Source organism: Oscillospiraceae bacterium (assembly GCA_015065085.1).
In the GTDB taxonomy this organism is placed as follows: domain Bacteria; phylum Bacillota; class Clostridia; order Oscillospirales; family SIG627; genus SIG627.
The window spans coordinates 1-17,080 of the sequence record SVQW01000010.1 but is presented as its reverse complement, the minus strand read 5'-3'; the positions used below and the strand labels follow the sequence as shown (position 1 = coordinate 17,080).

The 17,080-nt window shown below is 42.5% G+C and carries 13 protein-coding genes; 8 read left to right on the top strand and 5 right to left on the bottom strand.

From position 1 onward, the window contains the following. The first annotated feature begins 48 nt into the window (after positions 1-48). Positions 49-1,278 (top strand): cofactor-independent phosphoglycerate mutase, encoded by a 1,230-nt coding sequence (locus tag E7588_07455; protein ID MBE6689097.1) that lies wholly within the window; start codon positions 49-51, stop codon positions 1,276-1,278. A gap of 52 nt (positions 1,279-1,330) precedes the next feature. Here E7588_07455 and E7588_07450 read toward each other — a convergent pair whose 3' ends face one another. Further along, positions 1,331-1,741: a hypothetical protein gene (locus E7588_07450; protein MBE6689096.1), complete on the bottom strand. Its 411-nt coding sequence runs from the start codon at positions 1,739-1,741 to the stop codon at positions 1,331-1,333. A gap of 225 nt (positions 1,742-1,966) precedes the next feature. Here E7588_07450 and E7588_07445 point away from each other — a divergent pair, with 225 nt between their 5' ends. Next, positions 1,967-2,662, top strand: a complete 696-nt coding sequence (locus E7588_07445) for a hypothetical protein (protein ID MBE6689095.1) — start codon at positions 1,967-1,969, stop codon at positions 2,660-2,662. 29 nt (positions 2,663-2,691) lie between these two features. Next, positions 2,692-5,178, top strand: a complete 2,487-nt coding sequence (locus tag E7588_07440; protein ID MBE6689094.1) for a heavy metal translocating P-type ATPase — start codon at positions 2,692-2,694, stop codon at positions 5,176-5,178. A gap of 59 nt (positions 5,179-5,237) precedes the next feature. Here the strand turns inward: E7588_07440 and E7588_07435 are convergent, their stop codons facing one another. After that, complete coding sequence (locus E7588_07435) at positions 5,238-6,545, bottom strand: hypothetical protein (protein MBE6689093.1); 1,308 nt, start codon at positions 6,543-6,545, stop codon at positions 5,238-5,240. A 10-nt stretch (positions 6,546-6,555) separates the two neighbouring features. Continuing rightward, complete coding sequence (locus E7588_07430; protein ID MBE6689092.1) at positions 6,556-7,521, bottom strand: hypothetical protein; 966 nt, start codon at positions 7,519-7,521, stop codon at positions 6,556-6,558. Positions 7,522-7,696: 175 nt separating this feature from the next. On the opposite strand from E7588_07430, the gene E7588_07425 reads away from it, so the two are divergent. Both E7588_07425 and E7588_07420 read left to right on the top strand, forming a co-directional pair. Beyond that, the gene (locus tag E7588_07425; protein ID MBE6689091.1) at positions 7,697-8,947 is read left to right on the top strand and encodes an alpha-L-fucosidase; all 1,251 of its coding nucleotides are present in this window, start codon (positions 7,697-7,699) and stop codon (positions 8,945-8,947) included. Further along, positions 8,947-10,113 (top strand): MFS transporter, encoded by a 1,167-nt coding sequence (locus E7588_07420; GenBank protein ID MBE6689090.1) that lies wholly within the window; start codon positions 8,947-8,949, stop codon positions 10,111-10,113. The genes E7588_07425 and E7588_07420 overlap by 1 nt, the downstream gene beginning before the upstream one ends. 53 nt (positions 10,114-10,166) lie before the next feature. On the opposite strand, the gene E7588_07415 is transcribed toward E7588_07420, so the two are convergent. After that, positions 10,167-13,076, bottom strand: coding sequence for a hypothetical protein (locus tag E7588_07415; GenBank protein ID MBE6689089.1), 2,910 nt, complete (start codon positions 13,074-13,076; stop codon positions 10,167-10,169). 163 nt (positions 13,077-13,239) lie between these two features. Here E7588_07415 and E7588_07410 point away from each other — a divergent pair, with 163 nt between their 5' ends. Both E7588_07410 and E7588_07405 read left to right on the top strand, forming a co-directional pair. Continuing rightward, entirely contained in the window at positions 13,240-14,982 is a 1,743-nt protein-coding gene (locus E7588_07410; GenBank protein ID MBE6689088.1) for a long-chain fatty acid--CoA ligase, read from the top strand. A 9-nt stretch (positions 14,983-14,991) separates the two neighbouring features. Next, complete coding sequence (locus E7588_07405; GenBank protein MBE6689087.1) at positions 14,992-15,216, top strand: acyl carrier protein; 225 nt, start codon at positions 14,992-14,994, stop codon at positions 15,214-15,216. Positions 15,217-15,255: 39 nt separating this feature from the next. Here E7588_07405 and trmL read toward each other — a convergent pair whose 3' ends face one another. Continuing rightward, on the bottom strand, positions 15,256-15,777 hold the full coding sequence (gene trmL / locus E7588_07400) for a tRNA (uridine(34)/cytosine(34)/5-carboxymethylaminomethyluridine(34)-2'-O)-methyltransferase TrmL (protein ID MBE6689086.1): 522 nt from the start codon (positions 15,775-15,777) through the stop codon (positions 15,256-15,258). Between the two features lie 86 nt (positions 15,778-15,863). On the opposite strand from trmL, the gene E7588_07395 reads away from it, so the two are divergent. Then, entirely contained in the window at positions 15,864-16,751 is an 888-nt protein-coding gene (locus tag E7588_07395; protein MBE6689085.1) for a DUF2156 domain-containing protein, read from the top strand. Positions 16,752-17,080 lie beyond the last annotated feature (329 nt).

Sequence of the window (17,080 nt, the reverse complement as noted above, 5' to 3'; positions counted from 1 at the left end):
TTTGTGATAAAATATATGTGTTAATTTTATGTGTCAGGAGTTGGAAATATGAAATATTTTGTAATGCTTGGCGACGGAATGGCCGATTATAAAATAGATTCTTTGGGAAACAGAACACCCCTTCAGGCGGCTGATAAGCCTGTGATGGATTATCTGGCTTCCCACGGCTGTTGCGGAAAGGTTAAAACAGTTCCGGACAGCTTGGTCCCCGAAAGCGATACTGCCAACCTTTCTGTTATGGGATATGATCCGGAAATATACTCCAAGGGCAGAAGCCCTCTGGAGGCTGCAAGTATCGGTCTGGAAATGTCTCCCGATGATTATGCCATCCGTTGTAATGTGGTTACCCTTAGCGAAGACGGAAAATATGAGGATAAAATAATTATTGACCACAGTGCAGATGAAATAAGCACCGAGGAGGCCGATCTTCTTATTAAAGCGGTTGATGAGGCACTGGGTACAGAGGATATACGTTTTCATACAGGTATCAGTTACCGCCACTGTTTGCTTTGGAAAAATCCTCCCGGTTACGACAAGGATGAAAGACTTTATGATTTCACCCGTCCCCATGATATACTGGACAAACGCATAGGTGAATATCTTCCCTCGGGAGAGATAGGAAAATTCTACCGAGAGCTTATGGAAAAAAGTTATGACATTCTTAATGATCATCCTGTAAACCGTAAACGCCGTGAGATGGGTAAGCGCCCCGCAAACTCCGTGTGGCTCTGGAGCCCTGGCAAGAAACCCCGTCTTTCCAGTTTTGCCGACAGATTCAAGCTCAAATCTACTGTCGTTTCGGCTGTTGACCTTATAAAGGGCATCGGTATCTGCGCCGGCTTTGACTCCATAGATGTAGAAGGAGCAACCGGAAACGTACATACGAATTTCCCCGGCAAGGCGCAGGCGGCAATAGATGCTTTCAAAAACGGAAGTGACTTTGTGTACGTTCATGTGGAAGCTCCCGATGAATGCGGACACAGAGGCGAAACGGAAAATAAGGTTAAATCCATTGAACTTATTGACAGCCTTATTCTTGCTCCGGTAAAGTCTTATCTCGACAGTACGGGAGAAGACTATAAAATACTTCTGCTTCCCGATCATCCAACCCCCATTGTCCGCCGCACACACACCAGAGAGCCTGTTCCGTTTGTCATATTTGACAGCCGCAACCTCACTCCGAATTCGTCGGCAAAGACTTATGATGAGGATTCCTGTGATTTAAGCGGCGTGTATGTTGAACCCGGATATACCCTTATAGACAGGTTTATTGAATAATAAAAACAAGGCGTGTGCAAGTTCTGCACACGCCTGTATATTTTATCAGGCATTAAACGTAAGCATATCTGCGTACTGCCCATATTCCGTGACAGTCCTTCTTGACCGGCTGATAAAGCTCGAAAGCCATTTTTTTGCAATCGGGGAAGGACAAAACAACATATGCCTTGTCACAGCACACTTCTGCACCGCACACCTTTACGGAGGAGCATCTGTATTCATCACATATGAATTCGTTGTTGAGAAAGTTCGCTGCCACAAGCTCTGGCTTGAGTCTCCAGCATTTGTGACCTTTATCCGTCATGCACTGTTGATAACGAAGCTCTTTCGCACACAGGCAAATGGGATTGTCGCGCCAGCACTGTTGTGAAAAGCATACATCTGCAACCACACAATCATTACGGTTGTTGTGGAAATACAGCAGTGCGCCTGCCGCGGCGGCAGCTAAAGGAAAGCAAACCATAATTACACCTCCTTGTTGCTTTATGGGGATTGCTGTTAATAGTTTATGATGGTACGACCTGTTTTGACAGTATTGTATACGCTCCGACGCGATAAAAATATGCAGGTAAAATGAATTTTACGATTTTTGATTGAAAAAAATTTGATTTTGTGTTATAATAATTACATCGGATTTGTTGCGTATACCGCTTTCAAAGCCAAATATCGTAATTGTAAAAGAGGAAAAATGTCAAACGAAAAAATAAATTTACATAAATCACACCGTCAGCGGTTAAAAAACAGATTTCTCAGGGACGGGCTTTCGGGCTTTGAGCCACATGTTGTGTTGGAACTTTTGCTGTTTTATGCTATTCCTCAAAGCGACACAAACGAACTTGCCCACATGCTTCTGAACAGGTTTGGCAGTATTGCGGGCGTTTTTGGTGCACCATACGAGGAACTTATTAAAATTCAAGGTGTTGGTCCTCATACCGCTACCATGCTCAAGCTTATTCCCGAGGTGTTTGGGGTATACTTTAAAGAAAAAACAAGCGAATACAACAAAAAAGAGTTTAGCGTTGATGATGTGGCGAGATATCTTATCCCTCTTTACATTACATGTGAAAAAGAAGTTGTACATGCTCTTTATTTTGATAATCGCATGAGTCTTGTTTTAGACGAAATAGTATTTGAAGGCGATGTAAATTCGGCGAAGCTTTCAATCGGAGATGTTGCCAAATGTGCTTTGACAAAAAATGCGTTTAATGTTATAATCGCGCATAATCATCCCAACGGAACACCTATTCCCTCAATGGAAGATAATACAACCACATTGAATTTTTGCAACGGCTTATCGCTTTTTGGCATAAATCTGGTTGAACACATAGTTATTGCGGGTCAGAAATATACTAAAATACTTGAAACGCTAAATATGAAAAGATAATTTATATTGACCGGAAATGAGGTGGAAAAATGCGTCAGTATGTTGTCAGCGGAATGAGCTGTGCCGCTTGCAGCGCAAGAGTGGAAAAGGCAGTCTGTGCATTGCAAGGTGTAACATCCTGCTCGGTCAACCTTTTGACTAACTCAATGTTGGTTGACGGGGCTGTATCGGATGACGATATAATCAAAGCGGTGAATGACGCAGGATACGGAGCACGTAAAAAAGGAGAACAGCCTAAGCAGAACGGATATGACGAACCGGAAGATACACAAACCCATCAGTTGAAAAAAAGACTTCTGGCATCGCTTATTTTTCTTGTACTTTTAATGTACATCTCCATGGGCCACGGTATGTGGGGCTGGAAGCTTCCGCTTTTTCTCGAAAATAATCACGTTGCCGTGGGGCTTGCTCAGTTGATGCTTTCTGCTGTTATAATGGTTATAAACCAAAAATTCTTTATCAGCGGTTTTAAAGCGCTGCTCAATAAGTCGCCCAATATGGATACTCTTGTCGCTTTGGGCTCGGGTGCATCCTTTACGTACAGTACTGTTATCCTGTTTGCAATGACTTGGGCGCAGCTTGAGGGCGATTCTCAAGCTGTTATGGGATATATGCATGAACTTTATTTCGAGTCTGCCGCCATGATTCTCACGCTTATAACCGTGGGCAAGGTACTGGAGTCTTACTCAAAGGGCAAAACCACAAATGCTATTAAAAGCCTGATTGATATGGCTCCCGAAACCGCAACGGTTATTACAGACGGCAAAGAAACGGAAGTTCCTGCCGCACAAGTTAAAAAAGGCGATATATTTGTGGTCCGTGCAGGAGGTCGTATACCTGCGGACGGAATCGTGAAAGAGGGTAACTGTGCCGTTGATGAGTCGGCTTTGACAGGAGAGAGTATTCCTGTTGATAAATCACCCGGCGACCATGTCTGCGCGGCTACTGTTAATCAGTCGGGATACATTGTGTGCGAGGCTGAAAAGGTGGGGGATGATACTGCCCTTTCTCAGATTATCAGAATGGTTAGCGATGCCGCTTCTACCAAAGCACCGATTGCAAAAGCGGCGGATAAGGTATCGGGTGTGTTTGTTCCTGCCGTGATGGCAATTTCGGCTGTAACACTTCTTGTGTGGCTGTTGTGCGGTCAAAGTGTCGGCTTTGCTCTTTCAAGAGCAATTTCCGTGCTTGTTATAAGCTGTCCATGTGCACTTGGACTTGCCACACCCGTTGCCATAATGGTTGGCAGCGGTGTGGGCGCAAGAAACGGAATACTTTTTAAAACCGCTGCGGCACTTGAAATTTGCGGAAATGTAAATGTTGTGGCACTTGACAAAACAGGAACCATAACAAAGGGATGTCCGCATGTTACCGATATTATGCCGTTCGGAGATATTTCACAACGTGAGCTTATGGAATTGGCGTTTTCGCTGGAGGTGAAAAGCGAGCATCCCCTTGCTAAGGCAATAGCGGAAAAATCTGAAGAAATGCTTGTGAAGCCCCGGGATACATCTGATTTTTGCACTTTTGCCGGTAATGGCTTGACGGCTTTCGAAGGAGAAAAACAGATTGTCGGAGGAAACGTTAAATTTGTCAGTGAAAAATGCTTTGTATCCGAAGAAGCTGTTAACGCGGCTTACGACTTTGCCCACCAGGGAAAAACTCCCGTTATGTTCGGATACGACGGAAGCCTTGCAGGGATCATTGCTGTTTCGGATGAAATTAAGGAAGACAGTCCGCGTGCAGTGAACGAATTGCACAATATGGGTATACATGTTGTTATGCTTACGGGTGATAACGAACGTACTGCCAATGCGGTCAAGAATGCTGTTGGTGCGGATGAATTGATAGCGGGTGTTTTGCCCGACGGAAAACAAAATGCCGTAACAAGGCTCAAAAAGTACGGAAAAGTTGCTATGGTAGGCGACGGTATCAATGACGCTCCTGCGCTTACGGCAGCCGATGCAGGTATAGCGATAGGTGCAGGTACCGATGTTGCGATAGATGCAGCTGATATTGTGCTGGTTAAGAGCAGGCTTTCGGATGTTACAAAGGCAATACGTCTTAGCAGAGCAACACTGAGTAACATTCATCAGAATCTTTTTTGGGCGTTTATCTACAATGTTATCGGTATCCCTCTGGCGGCGGGTGTGTGGATACCTCTGTTCGGATGGCAACTTGATCCCATGTTCGGAGCGGCGGCGATGAGCTTGTCCAGCTTTTGCGTTGTCACAAACGCACTCAGACTCAATTTTGTAAATTTGAGCAGTGCATCAAAAGATAGAAAAATCAAAAACAAGGAGAAAAAAATAATGGAAAAAACACTTAAAATCAAAGGTATGATGTGTGGACACTGCGAAGCACGTGTTAAAAAGTGCCTTGAAGCCATTGACGGAGTGCAGGAGGCGATTGTAAGCCATGAAAAAGGCACCGCTGTTGTAAAGCTGATTAAGGATGTGCCCTATGAAACTCTTAAAAACACAGTTGAAGCGCAGGATTATGAGGTTGCAGACTGAATGATTCAAAGTGATACCCCCCGTACTGAGGTTATTCTCAGTACGGGGGGTATGTTGTGCTATTTGTTTTTTGAGGAATGTGTTTTGAAATAGTTTATCCAGATTTGGTATGCGGATTTATTCAGATGCAGACCATCGCCGCTTTGGTATTTTTCATTCAGATAACCGCGCTCATCCTTCAGTGCTTCTGCTGTGTTAAGAAATGGTATTCCGCGTTCACGGCAAAGCTGGGCAAGATGCTCGTTAAAAGCATTTATAACCTTGTTTGTGATTTTACTTCCGTTTGCTTCATATGCTTCACTGACAGGAGGTATAGATTGAATGATGATTTCGGTTTCGGGCGAATTTTTCAGAATTTCATCAATCAGCTTGGAGTAAAGCTCAATAAAATCATCGGGTTTACGCCATGAAACAGAATTGGTTCCCAGCGTGATAACCGCCCGTATCGGCTTGTAATATCCGCAAGCCTCGGGGATAGTTACCTTTTTTGCAGTAGGCAACATAATTATACTGTCCTTCAGTGCGTGTGACGGGTCGATAGAACCGGCGGCAAGTACATTTGTATCCGGAAGAATTTTAAAAGCTCTGAGACCTACACTAAGCGAGTCGCCTATGAATACCGTTTCAAATATGTAGCTGTCGTCTGTGGCATTTGTTTCTTTAAGAATAACATCGCTGTATTTATCATAAAGGCTGAAATTTACGTATTCTGCAGGTGGGGGAGCAATCGGAACGAAATCACTTTGTCCATCGTTATCAAATTCAATTTCATAAGAATTCATATAAAAAATACGCATGAGTACAGCGCAGACTTCGCTTCTCAGTATATTATCATCGGGAAAGAAGCTGTGATCTGCATTTTTACCCGTAAGTATCCCCGCACGGTAAAAAGCGTATATTTCGTCATAGTAATTTTCATTTTCACCAATATCGGGAATACTTCCGTTCTGAAATTCAAGATATTCAAAAAGGTTTTGCGGTGGTATTGCATTGTAGAAAATATGAACAAAATCCCTTCGTGTAATCGGAACGTTAAAGTTTTCGTAGTCCTTGTCAAGTATGTTGTAATCCCTGGCAAAGTCAACGTATGTGCTGTACCACGGCTCTCCGTTTTGTAAAACAGCATCCAGCTTCATAATGTTTATAAAAAGTACATCTGCAAGCTTTAACGCTTCTGCTACGGTAAGATTTTCATACGGACAGAAAAGCTCGGGAGTTCTGCCGTTGATAAATCCAAATCCGTACGCCTCACGCACATAATCGCAAAACCAATCGTTTTCGTTTACATCGTTAAAAACCGCATTTGCGGAGAGCGAAAGAATAAGTGTTAAAAGAAAAATGATTAAAACAAGTTTTTTTGTGTACATAACGTCACCGTTATGCGGCAGGTACTGCGTGAGTCCTCAGATAATTCAGCCATACTCCGTAGCACGCCTGATTGTGGTGCAGACCATCACCGCTTTGATAGCTTTCATTGAAGTAACCGCGCTCGTTTTTCAGCACCGATGCGGTATTAAGAAAATATACCGACTTTTCTGCCGCAAGCTCCAAAAGGAGTACGTTGAAGCGGTTAACGGTTTTGTTTGTAAGCTTTATGGCATTTGCCTCATACGCCTCTGAAACGGGTGGAATAGCCTGAATTATAACGACAGTACCCGGACTTTCGGCGCGAATATCCTCAATAAGCTGACCGTAGGAAGAAATGAAAGCCTTTTCAGTTGTCCATGACACCGAGTTTGTGCCGAGCGTTATAACTACTCTTTCCGGTTTGTAATAACCTACCGCCTGCGGTGCAGTAACCTGGCGCCCGTCGGGAAGAGTGACCATTTTATTGTGTGCTGCGGCATATGGGTCTATCGAGCCGGCAGAAAAAACTCTTTCCTCAGGCAGAATTTTAAATACTTTAAGCCCGAGTGTTATTGAGTCTCCGATGTAACATGTCCCGTCAACATATTCCTGACCTGCATCCGCTGTTTCCTGAAGCAGAACCTCATCGTGCAATCCGTTGAGTGTGAATGTTACGTACTCTTCGGGCGGAGCGGTTAAAACAGGTTCATGAATTACTGTTTCCGGTGGCGTTACTTCAGTTACGGGCTCGGGTTTGACGGGAATACTGTCTTCGGATATGCCGATTGATAAAACAGTTTGCAGTGATTTTTCTAATGTTGGAAATACTGCGTCATTGTAGGGGATATAAGTCTGAGCTACTTGAGCGCATGAAAACAAAACAAGGCAAGTAAATATAAGTATAAAAGTGAAACATCCGAACCTGGACACTTGGGTTTCCTCCGAAATCGTTTGTTGTAAAGTTGTAAAACGCTTATTTACCGTCAGACTTGGTATGTCTTAGGTTAACGATAATATTGTAACACATTTAAACAAAAGTGTCAATTATAATACACAAAATGCCAAAAAATGGCATATAATTTTTTGGTTTGGAAAATATGATAAAGTATTGACATTTTGATTGAAAAATGGTATAGTTATTACGAAATATGAAACAAATAAGGAGTGTGTTATAATGATACCCGTTCCCGAAAAAAGAATCAGAGATTTTGAAAAGATGGCATTCGGCATTTATGTTCACTGGGGAATTTATTCCCAGCTTGGAAAAGGCGAGTGGATACAGAACATGGCAGGTATTCCCCAGGAAGAATACAGCAAACTTGCCGATACATTTACCGCGTCCGAATTCAGCGGAAGAAATCTGGCGCGTGCGGCAAAACGCGCAGGCGCAAACTATATAACCCTTACTACAAGACATCATGACGGCTTTTCTCTTTATGATACGAAGGGGCTTAATACATATGACGCCCTGCACACACCAGCAGGACGTGACCTTATCGCAGACTTTGTTGAAGGCTGTCGTGCAGAGGGGATAATGCCGTTTTTTTACCATACAACATTTGACTGGAAGGACGACTTTTTTGAAACGGACTTTGAGGGCTACTTAAAGTATCTGCAAAAATCTGTGGAAATATTATGTACAAATTACGGAAAAATAGGCGGCTTTGAATTTGACGGTGTATGGCGCGTAAAGGATAAGGACTGGAAAATGAACGAAGTCTATGCCATCATCAGAAAATATCAGCCCGATTGCATAATTATCAATAACACAGGACTGTCGGCGCGCGGAAAACTGGGCGACCCCGAGATTGACAGTGTTACATTTGAGCAGGGACGTCCCGAGCCCATGAACCGTGAGGGAATGTCAAAATATGTCACCGCGGAAATGTGTGAGACGCTTAACGCACACTGGGGTATAGGTTACGGCGACTTTAATTATAAATCCGTTCCTCAGCTTATTGAAACGTTTTGTGCCTGCCGTAAGGTAGGTGCAAACTACCTGCTTAACATCGGACCCAACGCAGAGGGCGGTATAGTACCTCTCCAGGAAGAACTGATTGCGTCAATAGGCGACTGGATACGCAGTGTCGGTTACAGCTCCATATACGACGGCGTACCTTGCGAAATGAAGGGTGAGGGTAAGAACTTTGTTCTCAAAGCCAACGGAAAGTATTACCTCTACATTCACGATCTGGCGATAAAGGGTAAGTCGGATGTAACTGTGGAGGTTACGAATGTCGGCATAGGACCCAGAAGATTCTCGGGCCTGACTCAAAAAGTTAAAAGCGTAAAATGGGTTGATAACGGTGAAATGCTGGAATTCAATCAAAATACCGCTGAAAACTCACTTATCGTAAATTGCACCGGATATGATTACGGAACAAACTATGTTGTACGTATAGCTGAAGTTGAGGTCGAGTAATGACAAAAAGGACCCCATACGTTGCATTGCTTGTTGCCAATGCGCTGATATATGCACTCAACGCGCTGTATTACAATTTTATTCCGATATATCTCGAACACGGCGGAAAAACAGATGACGAAATCGGATACTTGCTTGCAGCAGCACAGCTTGTTTCTGCAGTCGCTCCGTTTTTCTGGGGAATTGTTACCGATAAGGCAAAGTACAAAAATAATGTACTGATATTCCTTGTTGCGTGTGCTACGGCAAGCTTTACGGCTGTGTGTTTGGGGAATTCTCTGATTTATCTGTTTATAATGTTACCGCTTGTAATGCTTTTTCAAAATAATTACGGCGGTTTGATAGATACCATAACCGTTGAGGCTAGTAATACGAATAAATGGAAGTATGGAGTTCTGCGTGTTATGGGAACTTTGGGATTCGGGCTCATTGCTATGGTGCTTGCACCATTCATTGAGGGTGATAATATAACTCTTGTGTTTGCAGTATATCCCGTAGTCGGAATAGTGACAATGCTTTCTCTCGGACTTTCACCGAAGGTGGAGGGACATGCCGAGAAAAAGGAAAAAATCTCGCTAAAACCGCTTTTTGCCGACAGAACAATGATGATGATATTTATTGTTTTGGCGGTTGCACTCCTGACTTTTAACTATTATCAGAACTTTTATGCAAAATACCTGATTGCACCTGTGGAAAGAGGGGGCTTGGGTATTGCGGAATGGGTAATGGGAATAAATGTTTTTCTCACTGTTGCCGGCGAAATTTTCTTTTTTATATTCTATGATTTGCTCATGGAAAAGGTGGGTGTGAAAAAGCTTTTGTGGATATGTGTGGCTGTGGGGACCGCCAGGTATATCGGGCTTATATATGCAAAAAGCGAAATAGCTATAATGCTTGTGGCATTTTTCACCGGGCTTGTGCCTACTGTTGTTACATACTGTGCTACCTATTATATGATGCGCACCGTAGCGCCGAATATGCGTGCTTCGGGTCAGATGGCGATGTATGCATTGTGCGGTGCACTCCCTAAAATATTGGGAAGCGCTCTCGGAGGAGAGCTTACACAGACGATTGGTACACAAGGCGGACTTGCTGTTTGCGCATTGTTTAATTTTATTACGTTTATTCCGTTATTGTTCATACCGAAAATAGTTTATAAAGAATAAAAAAGCAAGCCATACATTGTGTATGGCTTGCTTTTTGTTTAAGTATGAATTCTTTATGCTTCATCGCCGGGAATTTCTGTTTGTTCCGGAATTGAATCGGCTGTCGGTCCTAATTCCAACAGGTCGTGATAGCATTTTGTATTGAACAGTGAAAGTATCTTGGCGGCCTCATTTCTGGTGAGCTTATTGAATGGCTTTATGGTATTATCTTCGTAGCCGGAGAATATATTGTACGTGACAACCTTCAGGGTGTTTTCCAACGCCCAGGCGGGGATTTCATCGGTGTCCGAAAAATTAAGAGATACGGTATTTTCGCATGGCGTAAGTAATCTTCCGATGACCTGCATTGCTTCGGCACGAGTGATACCGTCCTGCGGACGGAAATAATGCTTTCCGTCATTTTCAAGACTTCCGTTCATAAGCCCCAGTGAACTCATTGCGCCTATCTGACTCCACGCCCAGCTTCCGACGGTGTCTATATCCGCAAAAACAATTGATGCATCTGTATATTTTGTTAAATCCAAGTTTAAAAATCTGCAAAGCACAGTCGCAAATTCCGCACGTGTCAGATGAGCCGAGCCGTCAAAAATATTGGTTGTATAGTATGGCTTGCCTTTCATAAGCTCCTGATAATATACATCCGTAATGTGCTCTTTGGCCCATGAGTTTTCAATGTCGGAGTAAATTACTTCTTTGCCCGTAATTTCACAAAGTCCTCCGAAAATGTATTCGTTTTCGGGTTGTGTGTTGCAGGCGATAAGGTATTTAACGGTATATTTTTGAGAATCGTCGTAATCGCCGGAAGAAAGATCGGCTTTGTATTTCAGCCACCCGTTAAATACGCTGTAATTACGCTCAACGGTATAAGGTATGAGAATTTCATTTTCCTCTTCGTCTGTCAGCACCAAAGAAGCGATAATGTCGTTTTTGCTCAGAAAAGTAAAGCTTTTCGCATTCTCGCTTACAGAATATTCACCTTTACATTCCAACGTCAGTAAAGAAGTTTCGTTATTCTCGTCTGCCGGCGTTGTGACAGTGAAAAACTCTTTACCAAGATAACTCTCGTCAGCATCGAGTATCTCAACGGATTCGCCGTTAAGATCAGCTTTGACATCTTTACTTAAAATATCATTCTTGTATATCTCGGGGATTACTTTGAGAGGTATTTCCAACGAAGTATCTTCCATATATATTTCCAGTATTCCGTCAAAATACTCGTCTGCATAAAAAGCATTGTCTGAAATATAGCCTACTGATGAAAAGTAGTGAGGAGCCGAATTTTCGGTTTTGTAAGTTGTCTCTTTTATGTGATAATTTACGACATCAATATTGTTGAACAATACTTCGCTGTCAGAGTAATTGGCTTTTATATCAAGTGGAAATCTATTGCCGATCTCAACGACAATTTCATCGTTCGCTGAGATGAATTCGGTGGGTGAAGAAAGTATGTTCAGTGTTTTTAATCCTTTTGTGTTTCCGTTAATGGCTGCCAGTGTTGTTTTTCCCGGGCTCAAAGCGGTGAAAACGTTGCCGTCAAATTCTCCGTAGGATTTTCCGTTGTTATTATGTTCGGTAAACCTCGTCTCCTCCTTCGGAGTGAAGGGGTGAAGAGTAGTGTCATGGTAAATTGTATCAAGCTTCAGAGTACTTCCCACCATAATGTACTCGGGAGAATCAGTGATTTTGACTCCTCCGGTTATGTCGGTAGGGGGAAGGTTGTTGATAAAAAGAATCGCATTTGAGATATGTCTTTCCGAACCGTCGGAAGGGTTGTTAACCAGCTTTGCCGCAGTGTCAAAGGGCGTTGTGGCATAAACAGTGGTGGAACCTCCGCCGTCAAGGTTAATAACAGTTTTGCAGCCCATTTCAAGCATTATATTTGCCAGTGTTTCAAGTGTTACGCCTACGGCGTTTTTGCGATCACGACCATCGTTCGCAAAGAAAACGACATCGTTGTTTTCACAAATGCCGATAGCTGTCCTGGGATTGTTGAGCTTTTCATGTGCTTCATCTACCGTTTCCGGAACGAAAGCACCATCTTTAACAATTATATCGCCACCGCCCAGAGCTGTCTGAATGCTTTTCCACGTATTGTTCGCCTGTATTTCAAGAGACAGAATATCTCCTGTTTGTATAGCCTCAAGGGATGAAGCGAAGCTTCTGTCATCTCCGCAAAGGACATAATGCCCTTCCGGTATTTCGCTGTCAATGGCATTGTAATTGATGGCGGTGACTTCAAAACTCATTTTTTCACCGGCGCGCAGCTGACCGCTTACGGGCTTGAGAATAACTTCGGTGGAAGGTGAAGAACTCCTGGTACTTTTTGAATAGAAGTCATTGAGAAAATATATTGCATAAACCGACGGATACTTATTGAAATAATCCACGGTGAAGGAGTAGGGCACACGTGATTCCTCGGTTTTGTCTGATGCATCTGTGACCTTACCGCTTTCTTTTTCTGCCACATTTTCGGGAGTACAGCTGAAAACAAAATGTATATCAGGATTACCGATTACGGCAAATCCGTTTTCTTCAAAGCCGATTGCGTTTTTTGACGGGTCGGAGCTGATAATAATACCGTCCTTTATAACAACGCCCATTGGAACTCCGGTTGAAAAACTGAAAAAATCACCGTTTAAAGCTCCTACAACCCTCATTCCGTTTTTTTCGTAACGAGATGTTATGTCCTTAAGGCGCACTTTTGAGGAGGCGTTGGATCCGTATTCTACTTGCGGAAGTGTGTATCTGTTGGGGGAATATTCAAATATATATGCCTTTTGTTTGCTGTCGTTTTCGGCGGCAAGCTCGGTATAAACAAGCCCGTAGGACAAGAGCTCCTGCTCCATTGAGGTGATATATCCCAGACTATCAATATTGTTTTTACTCGCAAGAACTGTTGTAAAGGAAGAAAATGTGCTGAAAAAGACAGATGCGATAAGAATAAAAGACAGAATGCGTTTCAAATTTTACCTCCTGATAAAAGTAGTGTTTTGTGACACAATAATTGTACCACCCGGTTTTTATTTTTTTAAAAACAATTTGTTACTTTAAATTGTCGTAACAAAATATTTAAGAATTAGAGTTGACAAAAACATTATTTTCTTATATAATGTATTCGCTATAATAATGCATGTAAAGGATGAGCTGATGAAGAAAATCAAACCTCAGCGCCTTCCCATAAGCGACCTCAGGGAGCTTGTGAAGGGCGCTGCAAGTATAAACGGTTCGCGTACTTACCTTAAATACAAGCGTGGCGGAACTGTTGAATCCTTGAACTATTGTGAGCTTGATGAAATATGCGACAGTGTGGGAACCGCCTTTTATGACCTGGGACTTAAAGACAGTGTCATCGGCGTTTTGGGTGAGACCTGCCCTGAGTGGATTGCAACCTATCTTGCCACTGTTAACGGTGGAAATGTTATTGTTCCGCTTGATAAAGAACTTCACCCTGCTGAGCTTGCAAATTTTATAAAGCTTGCGGGTATCAAAGCAATTGTTTATACACAGTCTTATGACGAAATGTTTTGCGAATTGTTCCCTGCTCTTGAAGACGTTTTGTACTTTATTCCTATTGTTACGGATGAAAAAAAGTATAATCCCGAAAAGCCCGAGGCGGTGCAGGGTGAAAAGCGAATAGAGTTTTCCGAGCTCATTATGCGCGGAAAGGATCTTCTGGAAGCAGGTAACGATGAATTCTTGAATCATGAAATTGATCGTGAAAAAATGGCTGTGCTGCTGTTTACATCCGGCACCACCGGCACCAGCAAGGGTGTAATGCTTTCTGTTAAAAATATTGCTGCTGCAGTTAACAATTCCTTTGAAATGACGAATTTCAACGAGGACGATGTTTTGGTTTCGGTACTTCCTAACCATCATACCTACGAAATGACCTGCGGAATTCTTACTCCTATACTTGTAGGCGCTTGTGTGTGTATCAATGATAGTCTTAAGTATGTAATGAAGAATTTTCAGCTGTTCCGTCCCACCGGACTTATACTCGTGCCTCTTTTTGTCAAGACTATGCACAAGAAAATCTGGGAGAGTGCAGCAAAAAGCAAATCCGAAGGAAAGCTTAATTTCGCACTGTCTGTGCAGAGCGCACTTTCCAAAGTGGGTGTCAATGCGAAAAAGATTCTGTTTTCTCAGATAAGAAATGCTTTTGGCGGCAGACTTGAAAAAATAATTTGCGGCGGAGCGCCTATTGGCGGCGATCTTATAAAAAGTTTTAACGATTTTGGTATTGTTCTCTGCCAGGGCTACGGTATTACCGAATGCGCCCCACTTATTTCTGTCTGTCCATACGGCTCGGATAAATACGATTCCGTCGGTTTACCTGTCCCCGGTCTTGAAGTGCGCATTGATGATGCGGATGAAAACGGAAACGGTGAAATAGTTGTTAAAGGTGATAATGTAATGCTTGGATATTACAATGATCCTGAAGCGACTGCCGATGTTCTGGATGATGAGGGCTGGTTTAAAACAGGTGACTTGGGGCATGTAGATGAAGATGGTTACATCTATATCACAGGACGCAAAAAGAATGTAATCGTGCTTAACAACGGAAAGAATGTATTCCCGGAAGAAATCGAGGAATATCTTGAAAAAATCGATCTCATCGGAGAGGTTGTCGTTGTTTCCCGTGACAATGAAGAGGGAGAGTGTGTCCTGACGGCTGTTATATACCCGAATTTCGATAAAGCACGTGAAAAAGGGCTTGAGGATATTGTTGATATAAGCGAAGAAATTAAGAAATGCGTTCAGCAGAACAACAAAACCCTACCCGCGTTCAAGCAGGTTAGAAATATAGAAATAAGAAAAAACGAATTTGAAAAAACCACTTCCAAAAAAATCAAAAGACACATGATATAGGAGAATAATATGTTTGAACAGATACGCGATCTTCTTGTAGAGGAGTATGACCTTGATGCCAACGCCGTTAAACCCGAATCTTCTTTTGTAAACGACCTTAAGCTTAACTCGCTTGAACTTGCCGACCTTGTTGTTACTTGTGAAGATGCGTTTGAAATTGAGATAGAAGAGAAGGATATACATACCCTTCAGACTATCGCCGACCTTATGGAATATATAGAAAAGCAGAAATAAAACATCCGCCGAGAATTGTTTCAATTCTCGGCGGTGACTTTATTCACTGTATTCGGCAAGCTTTCCCTGGATTTGGAATCCGCTGAAACTCCATTGCCTCAGTACCTCATATACACCTATCGCAACGCTGTTTGACAGGTTTAGGCTTCGTATATTTTCCAGCATGGGTATACGTACTGTTTTGTCGATGTTTGCTTTGAGAAGCTCTTCCGGCAAGCCTGCGGTTTCTTTTCCGAAGATAAGATAAACGTTATCATTATCCTTGTAACATGGAGCTGTATGCTCCATGGTGGCTTTTGTGGAATAGAAATAAAAATCTCCTTGGTTCCGTGAGGCAAAATCCTCAAAGCTTTTATAGTATTTTATGTCCAGAAAGTGCCAATAGTCCAGACCTGCACGCTTCAGATTTTTATCGGTAATTTTGAATCCCAATGGCTCGATAAGATGGAGAGATGCACCTACTGCGGCGCATGTTCTGGCTATATTTCCCGTGTTTTGCGGGATTTCCGGTTCCACCAGCACTACATTGAGTTTTTTGTGTCCTGTTGATTTAAGTTGCATAATGACTCCTTAGATTTCAGATGCATTAATTATATCATCTTTTTTAACATATTACAATAGTTTTAATCAATTAATCGCGAGGAAATATGCTTGTTTTCAAAAAACTTACCTTGAACGACATTGATGCTTTGCACCCTTACTTTGAATATTCACACAGCCGTATTTGCGACAACAGCATGGGTACAGCCGTTATGTGGCGTTGCTATTTTGATACGTACTATGCATTTTATAATTCGACACTTATTTTGAGAATGCATTCGCTTAGCGGAGATACGGTGTTTTCTTTGCCGCTCGGTGAGGATATTTACGGAGCTCTCGAAGCAACTGCGGAATATTGCAAATCAAACAATTTGCCGTTTGTTATCAACGCCGTGACCCTGCGTGAAAAGGAAATGATTTCTCACATCTTTTCATTCGAGGAAACACATGATGAGGATTGGGATGATTATCTATATAACATTACCGATATTTCCGGTATGGAGGGCAGAAAGTATTCCGGACAGCGCAATCATATAAACTATTTTTCGGCAAATAATCCCGGTTGGAGCTTTGAAAAAATAGACAGCACGAATATAAACCGTCTTAAGGCTTTTTACGAAAATTATTGCGCTTCTTCCGAGACGTCAGACGAAACTCTTCAAAAAGAGCACGAAATGGTTTCAGAGGTAATAAACAATTATGATATTTACCGTATGCAAGGCGGATTTATAAGTCTTGCCGACAAAACCATAGTAGCCATGGCGATAGGTGAATCGGTAGGAGATACACTTTTCGAGCACATCGAAAAGGCACTTCCTTCTGTACGCGGGGCATATCAGCTTATTGCACGTGAATTTGCCCGCAATTTTTCAAAAGACGGAATACTTTACCTTAACCGTGAGGAAGACATGGGAAGGGAAGGACTTCGCAAGTCCAAAATGTCCTACCACCCTTGTGAAAAAATTAAGAAGTACACATTGTATGTAAAAACATAACAGTGCGTGTTGTCTAATTGTGAACAAAAAAATAATTTTCCAAAAGGTATTGATTTTTTTGTATTTTTGTGTTATAATCTTCAAGTCGGCAACAAAGCCGAGCCTAATAGGCTGAGATGTATGTTCTCACTCGGTTTCCTCTGCCGTGTAATTTATGAGGAGCTATATATGCGGGTATGGCGGAATTGGCAGACGCGCTAGATTCAGGTTTTTACACCATTTTTGACGAGTTCCCGAACCGCCGAAATATCCCGAAAAGACTGGCATTCTCAGCAGAAAAGCGGTGTGCGGTTGGCACGTAAGATTCAGGTATTCATTCTAAGAGTGAA